The organism is Pantoea sp. alder81 (genome assembly GCF_020179835.1).
Lineage (GTDB): Bacteria > Pseudomonadota > Gammaproteobacteria > Enterobacterales > Enterobacteriaceae > Pantoea.
This window is the reverse complement of record NZ_JAIUDA010000001.1, coordinates 728,407-741,043: the sequence shown is the minus strand read 5'-3', so window position 1 is coordinate 741,043 and position 12,637 is coordinate 728,407. Positions and strand designations below refer to the sequence as shown.

General features: G+C 53.1%; 12 protein-coding genes. 6 read left to right on the top strand and 6 right to left on the bottom strand.

Annotated elements, in window-relative coordinates:
* Nucleotides 1–44: 44 nt before the first annotated feature.
* On the bottom strand, nt 45–1,487 hold the full coding sequence (locus tag LBW88_RS03575) for a sensor histidine kinase (RefSeq protein WP_224928683.1): 1,443 nt from the start codon (nt 1,485–1,487) through the stop codon (nt 45–47).
* Nucleotides 1,484–2,203: a response regulator transcription factor gene (locus tag LBW88_RS03570; protein ID WP_224928686.1), complete on the bottom strand. Its 720-nt coding sequence runs from the start codon at nt 2,201–2,203 to the stop codon at nt 1,484–1,486. The genes LBW88_RS03575 and LBW88_RS03570 overlap by 4 nt, the downstream gene beginning before the upstream one ends.
* Nucleotides 2,204–2,356: 153 nt before the next feature.
* On the opposite strand from LBW88_RS03570, the gene LBW88_RS03565 reads away from it, so the two are divergent.
* Genes LBW88_RS03565 through LBW88_RS03555 form a run of 3 tightly spaced genes read left to right on the top strand, consistent with a single transcriptional unit; the run spans nt 2,357 to nt 4,034 of the window.
* Nucleotides 2,357–2,956, top strand: coding sequence for a cytochrome b/b6 domain-containing protein (locus LBW88_RS03565; protein WP_224928689.1), 600 nt, complete (start codon nt 2,357–2,359; stop codon nt 2,954–2,956).
* 8 nt (nt 2,957–2,964) lie between these two features.
* A complete protein-coding gene (locus LBW88_RS03560; protein WP_224928692.1) occupies nt 2,965–3,753 on the top strand; it encodes a molybdopterin-dependent oxidoreductase in 789 nt (262 codons plus the stop codon).
* 26 nt (nt 3,754–3,779) lie between these two features.
* On the top strand, nt 3,780–4,034 hold the full coding sequence (locus tag LBW88_RS03555) for a pentapeptide MXKDX repeat protein (protein ID WP_224928695.1): 255 nt from the start codon (nt 3,780–3,782) through the stop codon (nt 4,032–4,034).
* A 45-nt stretch (nt 4,035–4,079) separates the two neighbouring features.
* On the opposite strand, the gene LBW88_RS03550 is transcribed toward LBW88_RS03555, so the two are convergent.
* The gene (locus LBW88_RS03550) at nt 4,080–4,565 is read right to left on the bottom strand and encodes an RrF2 family transcriptional regulator (RefSeq protein ID WP_224928698.1); all 486 of its coding nucleotides are present in this window, start codon (nt 4,563–4,565) and stop codon (nt 4,080–4,082) included.
* A gap of 177 nt (nt 4,566–4,742) precedes the next feature.
* Nucleotides 4,743–5,924 (bottom strand): MFS transporter, encoded by a 1,182-nt coding sequence (locus tag LBW88_RS03545; RefSeq protein WP_224928700.1) that lies wholly within the window; start codon nt 5,922–5,924, stop codon nt 4,743–4,745.
* 156 nt (nt 5,925–6,080) lie between these two features.
* Between LBW88_RS03545 and tus the strand changes: the two genes are divergently transcribed.
* Nucleotides 6,081–7,007, top strand: a complete 927-nt coding sequence (gene tus / locus LBW88_RS03540) for a DNA replication terminus site-binding protein (protein WP_224928703.1) — start codon at nt 6,081–6,083, stop codon at nt 7,005–7,007.
* Nucleotides 7,008–7,090: 83 nt separating this feature from the next.
* Here the strand turns inward: tus and fumC are convergent, their stop codons facing one another.
* Complete coding sequence (fumC, locus tag LBW88_RS03535) at nt 7,091–8,488, bottom strand: class II fumarate hydratase (RefSeq protein ID WP_034827360.1); 1,398 nt, start codon at nt 8,486–8,488, stop codon at nt 7,091–7,093.
* A gap of 196 nt (nt 8,489–8,684) precedes the next feature.
* Between fumC and manA the strand changes: the two genes are divergently transcribed.
* Together manA and LBW88_RS03525 are read left to right on the top strand one after the other, a co-directional pair.
* Nucleotides 8,685–9,860 (top strand): mannose-6-phosphate isomerase, encoded by a 1,176-nt coding sequence (gene manA, locus LBW88_RS03530; RefSeq protein ID WP_224928706.1) that lies wholly within the window; start codon nt 8,685–8,687, stop codon nt 9,858–9,860.
* Between the two features lie 129 nt (nt 9,861–9,989).
* Entirely contained in the window at nt 9,990–11,489 is a 1,500-nt protein-coding gene (locus LBW88_RS03525) for a YdgA family protein (RefSeq protein ID WP_224928709.1), read from the top strand.
* 36 nt (nt 11,490–11,525) lie between these two features.
* Here LBW88_RS03525 and malI read toward each other — a convergent pair whose 3' ends face one another.
* Nucleotides 11,526–12,551 carry a Mal regulon transcriptional regulator MalI gene (malI, locus tag LBW88_RS03520; RefSeq protein ID WP_224928713.1) on the bottom strand — a complete coding sequence of 342 codons (1,026 nt, stop codon included), beginning with the start codon at nt 12,549–12,551 and terminating at the stop codon, nt 11,526–11,528.
* Nucleotides 12,552–12,637 lie beyond the last annotated feature (86 nt).

The following is a 12,637-nucleotide window of genomic DNA, read 5'->3' as shown; positions in this document are numbered from 1 at the left end:
TTTACCGTGTTAAACAGGGGCGGTCTTCACAGACCGCCCCTTTTTTATTGGGGAACGAAGAGCTGGAAGCAGGCACCCGGCGCTTTTTTCAGTACGATATCGCCACGATGCAGTTGCAACATGCGTCTGACAATCACCAGGCCTAAACCGCCATTATCGCGACGGTTGGTATCGATGATCGAGGGCCGTTCAAACAACGTCTGACTTAACTCGTAAGAGATGCCAGGACCGCTGTCTTCCAGCTCCAGCATCACTTTTTGATCCTCACTCCAGATACGCAGAGTAATGTTGCCGCCGAGTGGCGTATGACGGATGGCGTTGTCGATCAGATTGGTCAGCACCCGTTCAATCATCGACATATCAGCATCAATCATCGGTAAACCGGGTTGAATGTCTACGGCAAACTGCAGCTGCGCGTTATCGAAAGGCAACTCGAATTTCTGTAATACATCCTGCACCAAATCGGGCAGAGAGAACCGCTCACACTGCGGTGTCACCACGCCGTGCTCCAGACGCGCAAGCTCGAACAGCTGTTGCGCCAGCATGCCCACCTTCTCACTTTGCGTCAGCGCGATCTGCAGATAGCGACTGCGCTCTGCGTCAGTCAGACTGTTGGCTTTCACCGACAAAGTTTCAAGATAACCCTGAATCGACATCAACGGGGTACGCAGATCGTGAGAGATGTTGGCGACAAACTCACGGCGCTGCTGGTCTTTCAACTCTAACGCCTGAACCTGCATTGCAATACGCTTCGCCATATCAATAAAGGCATTGTGCAACTGCGCGACTTCATCCTGTGATGTTGAATAAGGCAGCGCTGCAAAATGCTCCAGCGCATCCTCGCGTGAGACCACTTGTTGCGTCAGTTTTCTGACCGGTCGCGTGACCCAGTAATAGGCGCATCCGCCCGCAATCAGCCCGCATAAGATGATCACCACCACTGACCACAACATCGAACTGCGCAATACCGAGGTCAGCACACCCTGCTGTAACTGTTGATAATTCTCACCCTGCAAAATCACATACAGATAACCAAGGGTGCGATTTCCATCCTGTATGGGCGCGGCACTGAACACTTTTTTGTCGGCCAGAGAACGAGGGTCGTCGCCGTACACAGGCAAAGCAGCACCCTGCAGTAACTTTTGTACCGAACGGACATCAATTTGTTGTCGATGCAGGTGCCCAACCGGCGCGTCGTTGGCCAAAATGCGGCCTTGCGTATCCAGCAGATAGACTTCCACGCTCGGGTTATACGACATCATCTGACCAAACAGCTGTTTCAACGCCGGACGCGCGGTGCCTTCGGCATTCATCAGCACGCTGCTTTTGGCGATTGAACTGGCCAAATTGCGCGACAGGTTCTGCATCATCGCATCGCTGTACTGCTTACGGTTTTGATCCTGAATAACCAAAATCAGCGCACTGCTGATCACCAGCATCAAAGCAAACACCAGCGTCAGTCGTTGGGTGAGAGAGAGACGCTTCATCTGGCATGCTCTCCCTCTTCGGGCACCACGAACTTATATCCCTGCCCCCACACGGTGAGGATCCAGCGCGGTTCGGCCGGTGTCGCTTCGATCTTCAAACGAAGACGGTTGATATGGGTATTCACCGTGTGCTCATAACCTTCGTGCTGGTAGCCCCAGACCAAATTGAGCAGGCTCAACCGCGAGAAGACTTTGCCGGGGTGACGGGCGAAGTGGTACAGCAGCTCGAATTCGCGCGGCGTCAGCTCAATCGGTAGCTGATTGAGGTGAACTTCACGGGCGACGGGATCGATACTCAGCGTGCCGAGACGCAGGTTTCCCGCGTCCTGACGCATATTCTGGCTCATCGCTTCTTGTCGACGAAATAACGCCTTCACGCGAGCGACAAGTTCCAGCATGGAAAAGGGTTTGGTCAGGTAATCATCCGCGCCCAGTTCAAGCCCCAGTACACGATGCACTTCACTGGCGCGGGCGCTGATCATCACAATCGGCGTGTAATGCGGCATATTGCGCGCGCGGCGACATAACTCCAGTCCGTCGACGCCGGGCAGCATAATGTCGAAGATCAGCGCATCCCAGCGTTGGCTTTCCAGCAATTGACTGCCCATGTCACCATCCGCAGCATGCGTAATATCAAAGCCTTCATCGCGCAGGTGAATGTTTAACAGCTCCGCAATATTGCCATCGTCTTCAACGATTAAGATCTTCTTCGCCATGTTTACCGCCTCAATGAACCTCTTTTTTAATCTTATACAGAATCGCCCGTTGGAGTTATCACATTTTGTTTAACTCTGCGTGAGGATTCCGTGATCAATAAACGGGCACTCTGTCATCATTCCGAACAGCATAGCGATATGCAGAGGTAAAGAATGAAAACAGCATCGGGTCGACCTGTTCATCCGCTGTGGTTGAGAGTGTGTCACTGGATAAATGCCGCCGCCATTATCATGATGATTCTAAGTGGATGGCGCATTTATAACGCGTCACCCTTATTCCCCTTCTCTTTTCCTAATCCTTATACGTTAGGAGGATGGCTGGGTGGCGCGTTGCAGTGGCATTTTGCCGTAATGTGGATATTCGGCCTGAATGGTGTGTTTTATCTGGTCATGAATCTCTTCAGTGGCCGCTTCAGGCAACGTTTCTTGCCGCTGAGTATCACGCAACTTTTTAAAGACGCTTTCGCTGCATTAAGGGGCCGACTCGATCACCACGACCTGCGTCATTATAATATGGTGCAAAAATTTGCGTATTTATTGGTGACTGTTGACGGCATTTTATTAGTAGCCTCTGGACTCGTGCTATGGAAATCAGTCCAGTTTTCGCTGCTGCGTGAATTATTAGGCGGATATGACACTGCTCGATTAATACATTTCGGCGCAATGTCCTTTTTATGCATGTTCTTTGTCATTCATCTGGTGATGGTAGCACTGGTTCCCAAAACGCTGTTGCTGATCACTCGTGGGCGCTGAGGATGAAAATGGAAAAGAAACCCATTGCGCTCACTGCCAGCGATGCTTCACACCTGGTTAAAGACGCGCAAGCCTTACTGGCAAAAAAGTTGTCGGGGCACTCCCGCCGTCATTTTCTTCGACTGGGGTTAACCCTTGGTGGCGTGGCGATGCTCAGCGGTTGCGATCTGGATGACAATCCGGATGTTGAAAACGTATTGAATCGCATGTCCCGTTTTAACGATCGCGTTCAGGGATGGTTATTCAACGGACATCAGATGGCGCCGGAATATACTTTGCAAGATATTACACGCCCGTTTCCGTTTAATGCCTTTTATGGCGAAGAAGATATTCCGCAGGTAACCGGGGATGATTACCAGTTGCAGATTATCGGGCTGGTACGTGATAAACGCAGCTGGCGACTTCCTGAGTTATATAAGCTATCGCAGCATGAACAAATCACCCGTCATATATGTGTTGAAGGATGGAGTGCAATTGGCCGCTGGGGCGGTGTGCGATTCAGTGATTTTCTGCAACTTATTGGGGCTGATACCAAAGCGAAATATGTCAGCTTCCGCTGTGCGGATGATTATTACACCAGTATTGATATGGCGACCGCATTGCATCCGCAAACGTTATTGGCACTGAGTTGGGATGGGCGCATATTACCGCCGAAATACGGTTATCCAATGAAACTGCGCATTCCGACAAAACTTGGCTATAAAAACCCGAAGCATATTGTTTCGATTGAAATCACCAACCGCTTTACCGGTGGCTACTGGGAAGATCAGGGCTACAACTGGTTCGGCGGCAGTTAATACCCTCAACCTGAAAGGAAGTTAAGATGAAAAACGTTATTGCAACTGTATTGGCTGGCGCAATGTTAATGGCTTTCTCTGGCGCTTATGCAGCCGATAACATGGCAAAAGATGGCATGCAAAATGAAAGCGGTATGTCGCACGATGGCATGAAGAAAGAGCACATGAAAAAACCGATGAAGAAACATGACAGCATGAAGAAAGACGGCATGTCTAAAGATGGTATGTCTAAAGATGGCATGGCGAAAGATGAGATGTCTAAAGACGGAATGTCTAAGTAAAAATGCGGGTTACCGGGCTGATGTCCGGTAACCGTTTTACTGATTTCAGCGGGATTTTTTGCAGAGGTCTTCAATTTCGAGATCGGGCAGTTCATCGCAGCTGCTGGTATCGTGTTTCTTCAACTCAGCCAGCGCGTCGGCCACGGTGCGCGTCTCAAGCACTTTCAGCGAGGCTTCTTCCGCCTCTTCAGCAATCGATTTGAAGTACCAGCACAGGTTGGCACTCACCAGACAGCGCGGTGCCACATCCGGACGCGAAGCCCAGAGTTTTTTATCTTCGATCACAGAAGTATAAATATCGCGCAGCGTAATCTCCGCGGCTGTACGACCGAGATGAATCGAACCGGTACGGCCAAGCGTAGAGACAATGATGCCATCGCGCGTTAACGGAACCATCAGTTTTCGAATGAAACTGGGGTTCGCTTCAAGACCATACGCCAAAATAGCACTGGTCGAGCGTTTGCCCAGTTGCTCCGCCATCGCTACGCTCAAAACCATCTGCAAAGCTGTCGGGAAGCGGTAATCAAGCATTTCTGTATCCTGAGTTGCGGTTTATCTTATTGTTTTTATGCCGCGGCAGTGAGTAATCAATGAGCAATAAATATAACAAACACTGTTGCTTTTTAGAAGCCAGCGACTGTGATCAAGGCACGTATTCATCATTTGATCAGACAGAAGCGCACAGGCTGCTTAGTTTACTGCTCCCTTTTACGTTTGCGGCTTGAGCGCAGGCAATTTTTGCTTCAGCACCCCCACCAGCAACACGTTCACTAACGCCAACAAGCACAGCAGCCATAATGTGGCATTCGCCCCGAGCTGCTGAAAAACATATCCCCCTACCAGCGGCGTTAATGCCTGGCCAATCAGTGCAGGGCGCGCCATGCGCCCTACCACAATGGCGTAGGCCTCTGGTTTGACCATCACCAGCGGTAAAGTTCCCCGTACAATCGCACGCAGTCCATTTCCTGCACCATAGAGCACCATGCTGACCAGTGCGAACTGCGGATAGAGGGTCAGCAGCAGCAGCCCTAACGCCACTAATCCTACCGAGAAAAATGTCGTCCAAATCGGATGTCCCCGTTTAAACGCGATATCCACGATCCGCGAGCCAACCTGACAAGGGCCCAGAATCGCGCTGATGGCTAAGGCGGCAGTCAATGAGTGACCGCTGGCTTGTAACAAACTGATTAACTGCACCGAAATAGCGGTCATAATCACCGAAGCGAGGGTAAAAATGCTGCATAACAACCAAAAGAGCGACGGTGCCAAATCACCCGTATTGTTACTGCGCTTCGCCGCGACTTTCGCAATAGGCTTAACAGGCGCAGGCAGTGCATACCAATACGCAGGCAGCACGGTCAGGCATAACAGTGCGGCAATGGCGAAACAGGCGCCGCGCCAGTCAAGCCAATGGATGAGCAGCGCGGTGCCCGGCCATACCAGCGTGGTGCAAAAGCCGGAGATGAGGGTAATACCGGTAATTGCCCCGCGAGCCTGTCCACCGTAAAGCGTTCCGAGGGTGGCAAACAGGGAGTCGTATAAACCCATCGCCATTCCAATGCCGATAATCAGCCAGGCAAAGAGGAACAGCAGCAGATGGTGGCTTAATCCCATGATGACCAGGCCCAGCGCCATCACCGCCCCGCTCGACGCCAGTAGTACGCGGCCATAACTGCCCGCAATCAGGCGGCCACTTAAGGGTGCTAACAGGCCAGAAACCAAAATGCCCAAAGACAATGCGCCATATACCCACTGCTGCGACCAGCCGGTTTCCGCCACAATCGGATTCGCCATCACGGCCATGAGATAAAACGAGCCGCCCCACGACAGGATTTGAACCCATCCGAGTGTCACGATGGCAGGAACCGCAGGTTTAGGGTGATGCTCCACGACAAGTTTCCGTTAGCAGGCAAAGCATTGTTATAACATATTCATCCTGCTGGAAAAATGCTTGTGTGCCCTGCTTCGCGAATTCACGCTATCAGGGTGGAAGATTGACTCCGAATGGGATAAGTTAAATGGTATGTTGTAACTATGGAGCGTAACATGTCCCGCTATGATTTGGTGGCCGATTTGCACGAGTGCGTTAACGCGCTGGAGCTGGGTCTTAGCACCCTGCGTCAACAGGTGGAACAGCAGCCGTTGCTGATTGCGCGCGCCTTTAGTTTGCCCGAAATTGAAAAAGGTCATGAGAATGATGAGATTGAGCGCATCGCCGTCACTCAACATCTCGGCCAGAAAGCGCGCGATATGGCGCTGACCCATTACTGTCGTCTGTTTATGCAGCACCAGTCAGAAAAACTGAGCACCAAGGCTGCGGTGCGCTTGCCTGGCGCTATCTGTATTGAAGCGGATGATGCCGTCAGCGAGCACATCAGCCAGCAAGTGTCAGATATCAATGCGCTTAAGCTGCGCCTTGAACACCTGATTACCGTGGAGTCGGGCTTGCCGAGTGAGGCGCGTTTTGAGTTTGTCCACCAGCATCTGCGCGGTTTGATCACCCTGAATGCTTATCGCAGTGTGACCTTACTGCATGCGCCGGACAGCCTGCGCTTTGGCTGGGCCAACAAGAACATTATTAAAAACCTCACGCGTGAAGCCGTGGTCGAGCAGCTGGAACGCAGCCTGAAGGCAAACCGTGCGCAAGCACCCTGGACGCGCGAACAGTGGGCGGAAAAAGTCCAGCAGGAGCTGGATATGATTTTGTCACTGCCCGCCGATGCCAAACTGAAAATCAAACGTCCGGTTAAGGTGCAGCCGATTGCCCGCGTCTGGCGCGCCAGTAACAAAAAACAGGTGCAACTCGCCTGCCCTTCACCGCTTCTGGTGCTGTGTCGGGATAAGACTCAGGTGCCGATTTTAGGGGAATTGCTGGATTACGACGCCGATAACGTCACGCATCGTCATAAGCCGTTGGCGCAGCCGCTGCATTTGGTTATCCCACGGCTGCACTTGTGGAGTGACAAGCTTTAATGAAGAAGCGGCCCTCAGGCCGCCTCTGTCATTGCACATCATCGCTGAACTGAGGGGTATTATCCCTCAGTTTGCCGCGATAATTATTGCTTCATGCTGCCAACCATCTCTTCAGGACGTACCCACTCGTCAAACTGCTCTTCAGTCAGATAGCCGAGTTTCAGCGCTGAGCCTTTTAGCGTTAGCCCTTCTTTATGGGCTTTCTTGGCGATTTCCGCCGCTTTGTCATAACCGATATGGGTATTGAGCGCCGTCACCAGCATCAGCGATTCATTCAGCAACTGATCGATACGTTCGCGCACCGGTTCAATCCCTACCGCACAGTGATGGTTGAAGCTGTCCATCCCGTCGGCCAGCAGGCGAATTGACTGCAGGAAGTTGTGGATCACCATTGGACGGAACACGTTCAACTCAAAGTTGCCCGAAGCACCACCAATATTCACCGCGACGTCGTTACCCATCACCTGGCAGCACAGCATGGTTAAGGCTTCACACTGGGTTGGGTTCACTTTACCTGGCATGATTGAGCTGCCCGGTTCGTTTTCTGGAATGGCAAGTTCACCAATACCACAACGCGGACCCGATGCGAGCCAGCGCACGTCGTTGGCGATTTTCATCAATGACGCTGCCAGACCTTTCAGCGCGCCATGGGCATGCACCAGTGCATCGCAGGTCGCCAGCGCTTCAAATTTATTTGGTGCCGTCACAAAGGGTTGTTGCGTCAGATCGGCCAGCGCTTTCGCCACGCGAACCGCATACTCGGGATGGGTATTTAAACCGGTGCCAACAGCGGTGCCACCCAGCGCCAACTCGGCCACATGAGGAATGCTGTGTTCGATGTGCTTCAGGTTATGCTCCAGCATTGCCACCCAGCCGGAAATTTCCTGGCCCAGGGTCAATGGCGTCGCATCTTGCAGGTGGGTACGACCAATCTTCACGATGTCTTTAAAGGCTTCAGACTTCTCGCTCAGGGTCTTTTTCAGCACATGAATCTGCGGAATCAGCTGCTCCCGCACGGCGATGACCGCGGCCACGTGCATGGCGGTGGGGAACACGTCGTTGGAGCTCTGGCTCTTGTTGACGTCATCGTTTGGGTGCACCAAACGCGACATGCCACGCTCGCCGCCGAGAATTTCACTGGCGCGGTTGGCCAGCACTTCGTTCATGTTCATGTTGGTCTGGGTACCGGAACCGGTCTGCCAGATCGCCAGCGGAAACTCTTCACTGTGTTTATCAGCCAGCACTTCGTCAGCCGCTTTCAGAATCGCTTCTGCTCGTTCAGCCGGAAGCAGGCCGAGATCGCGGTTCACCTGTGCTGCTGCGCGTTTAGTCAACGCTAAAGCATGCACTAATGCGACGGGCATCTTCTCGGTTGAGATACGGAAATGCTCCAGCGAACGCTGGGTTTGTGCCCCCCACAACTTATCTGCCGGTACTTCGATCGGTCCCATTGAATCTTTTTCAATGCGATTCGCTGCCATGACTACGTCTCCTTAGCTCAGATTAGAGGTTTCCGCTCAGGTCGTCTTCCCGCGACGCCGTTGAGCGAGCAAGATTGTCACATACAAGAAATTAACATTATGCGAGCCCATCGCGTTTATTGCACTTGTTGATGTATTTTGTATGGCACTTTCTGCTTTAATAAGCCTATTTACTTACGGTTATTAGGGGTAAACGATGCAAAAAATGAACAATTCGCTGCAAAATTACGCTTGGGGCAGCAAAACTGCGCTGACCGAACTTTACGGCATTGAGAACCCGCAGGGATTACCGATGGCGGAGCTGTGGATGGGCGCCCATCCAAAGAGTCCGTCAACCGTTGAGATCAAGGGTGAAACGCGTTCCCTGCGCGATGTCATCAATGATGACCAAACCGCTACGCTAGGCGCGGCCGTTGCACAGCGTTTTGGCGAGTTGCCTTTCTTGTTTAAAGTGTTGTGTGCCGATCAGGCCTTATCGATTCAGGTGCACCCAAGCAAAGCCGCAGCCGAAGAGGGATTTGCGCGCGAGAATGCTGCCGGGATTCCGATTGGCGCTGCTGAGCGCAACTACAAAGACGCGAATCACAAGCCGGAACTGGTTTATGCCCTGACTCCATTTCAGGCGATGAACGGCTTCCGCGAGATGCACGAAATTGTTTCGCTGCTTGAGCCGGTGGCCGGCGCCCATCCGCAGATCGCTCACTTCCTCGAAAAACCCGATGAGGCCAGCCTTGCCAAACTGTTCTCTACCCTGCTGTCGTTAAAAGACGAGCCTAAATCACTGGCGTTGGCGGTGCTGAAATCTGCACTCAACTCACGCGGTGGCGAACCCTGGCAGACCATCAAAAGCATTGCGGCAGATTATCCGGACGATACCGGCTTGTTCTCGCCGTTGTTGCTGAATGTCATCACCCTGCAGCCTGGCGAAGCCATGTTCCTGTTTGCCGAGACGCCGCACGCCTATTTAAAAGGGGTGGCACTCGAAGTCATGGCGAATTCCGATAACGTTCTGCGCGCGGGACTTACCCCAAAATTCATCGATATCCCAGAGTTGATGGCGAATCTGAAGTTTGAGGCCAAACCGGCTGCCACGCTGTTGACTCAGCCTGTGCAAGCAGGCGATACGCTGAACTTCCCGATTCCGGTGGAGGATTTTGCCTTTGCCATCCACGCCCTCTCCGCCACGCCACAGCCGTTAGCGCAACAGAGTGCGGCGCTGCTGTTTTGCATTGAAGGTCAGGCGGTGATTGAGAAGTCAGGTGAGCAACAGGTGTTGAAGCCCGGTGAGTCGTGCTTCGTTGCCGCCAGTGAATCCCCGGTTAACGCTGCGGGCACAGGACGCCTGGCGCGGGTCTACAACGCGCTCAGTTGATCCGGCTGACGATGCCAGCATTAACTGCTATTCTTTCAGACTATTACTTTAAAACGCCTGCGGGCGTTTTTCTTCACCGTCGCACCCCAAGCAGCGGCGTGCGGACCCAAGGATAAGGACGACTCAGCGATGAAAAAGACCAAGGTTGCCGTAGGTGTAATTGTAGCGATCGGCGTAATCTGGACAGGCGCATCCTGGTTTACCGGCAAGCAGCTGGAAAGCCATATGGATCAAATGTTGCAGAACGCCAACACTCAGCTTAATGCCTATGCGCCGAATGCTCGCCTGACGCTCAGCTATCAGGATTACCAGCGCGGCATCTTCAGCAGCAAAACTAAATTGGTGATTCAGGCCAGTTCACAGACTGAAGACAATCCGCTGCTGAAGCCTGGTCAAAGCATCGTGCTGAACGAAACCATCGACCATGGTCCCTTCCCGTTCGCGCAGTTGAAACGCGGCAGCCTGATCCCAAGCATGGCATCGGTGCATACCGAGCTGGAAAACACCGATGCGGTGAAGAAACTGTTTGAGCTCACCAACGGTAAATCGCTGGTGACCGCTGACACTCGCGTCGGCTACAGCGGGGCAACCGACACCGTGCTGGATCTGCTGGCAGTGGATTATAACAACGCACAGACCGGCGATCGTCTTGCCACCAACGGCGGCACCCTCGAAATCAGCGCGGACAGCAAAGGCGATAAAGTCAGCCTGAATGGCGACTTTTCCAGCATTGCCGTTACCAGCAAAAACCAGGTTGAGCAGCCGGTGCTGTTCACGATTAATGGCCTGAAGCTGAAGGGTGATACTCATCTCAGCCCGGAAGGTGTGCGCGTGGGTGATCAGTCCATCAGCCTGGATAAACTCGACGCCAGCATTAACGGTCAGGAAGGTTTGTCATTGCAGAAGCTGGACACCAAATCCTCCTTCGATAATAAAGATGGCAAAATTGGCGGCGATCTGAATATGAACGTCGGCAATATCACCCTGCAGAAGCAACCGTTCGGCGAAGCTAAGCTGGCGATGAAGTTTGCGCAGTTTGATGCGCAGGCGGTGAAAACCTTCTCAGACAGCTACAACGCGCAAATGCAGGCACTATTGAACCAGCCTGGTCTGGTTGAAGATCCAGTGCGTTATCAGGCCAGTGTGCAAACCATCCTGAAAAATAACCTGCCGACGCTGTTAAAAGGTTCTCCAACCGTCAGCATCGCGCCGCTGAGCTGGAAAAACGATAAAGGTGAAAGCACCTTTAACCTCAGCGTTGGCTTTAACGATCCTGCTACCGTAACGGGCGAAGCGCAGAATCTTGGTGCCGCAGTGGATCGCGTGCTGAAAACGCTCGATGGCAAGCTGAACATCAATATGCCGATGGCCACCGAAGCCATGCGTCATGTGGGTCTGGCTGAAGGGTATCAGAGCGACGATGCGCAGAAGCTGGCGGATCAGCAGGTGAAAGGTCTGGCCGCCATGGGGCAGATGTTCCGTCTGACGCAGCAGCAGGATGACAACATCACCACCAGCCTGCAGTATAGCAACGGTCAGGTGACGATGAATGGCGACAAGATGTCACTGGAGCAGTTCCTGTCACGCTATATGCTGGGCGCGCAAACCAGCGAAGGGATGCCGGAGTAATCAGCTTGCGGGTGCACCTCGGTGTGCCCGCCAATTTTATCCTCCCCGCACCAACTGCGGCGGCACAATCAAGGTTTGCACTTCCGCATCCGGCTTCGCCATTCGTTGCAACATCCTTTCCCCCGCTCGCCTTCCGACATCACGCGCTTCACTGCTGACAAACGTCAGTGAGGAATCATACGACTCACGCTGCGGATCATCATTAAAACCGACCAGCGCCAGCTTTTGCGTAAAGTAGCTGTCCACCGCATCTTCGCCCAGCGAGCGTCCACTGTGAATGGCACCAAAATAACAGCCCAGCGCAGTGCTGGCGTTATGGGCAATGATGGCGGTGATGCGCGGATGATGATGCAGCAAGTCCTGAGTTAACGCTGCAACACTCTGCTGGCGATCGTCGCACTCAATGATCCAGTCTGGACGAAACGGCAGTCCGTATTGCAGCAGCGTCGCACAATAGCCGCCGATACGTTCCGCACGCGTCAATGAAGAACCCAATCCGCCGACCCACGCGATACGCTGATGCCCCTGACGGATCAGGTACTCTGTCGCGATACGCGCGGCCTGGCTATTGTCCGGACGCAAGGAATCGACCTTGTCGAGGCTACTGGCACGTGCGGCGCAAATGAGCGCAATCTGTTGTTCATGCGCCTGCGCGACCAGCGTTTCCGCCTGCGCAACGGCACCCCCCAACACAATGCCATCGGCGCCCTGAGCGGCCAGAGAATCGAAGCAGCGCTGCAGGTGCTGCCCGTGTTGTCCGCTTTGCGTCAGAACCAGCACTTTTCCCTGCTGCTCCAGCACTTCACTCAGCCCCGCCGTCATCGCCGCATAAAACGGCTGGCTGAGATCGCGCACGATCAAGCCAATAACGCCGCTCTCACCGCCACGCAGAATCGATGCTGAACGGTTGCGTACGTAACCCAACTGCTCAATTGCCTGATTAACTCGCTCGGCGGTGGCAGTAGAGATACGTCCTTTACCAGACAGCACCAAAGAGACCGTCGAGACAGAAACGCCAGCCGCTTGTGCGACATCATGAATAGTGGTTTTAGGCTGAGACATCCGGTTCCGTTTCCAACAACTGATGAAGAAACAAAGAGGTAAAACGTTACACTGATTAGCGCAAAAATAAAGCCTGGGATTAGTCA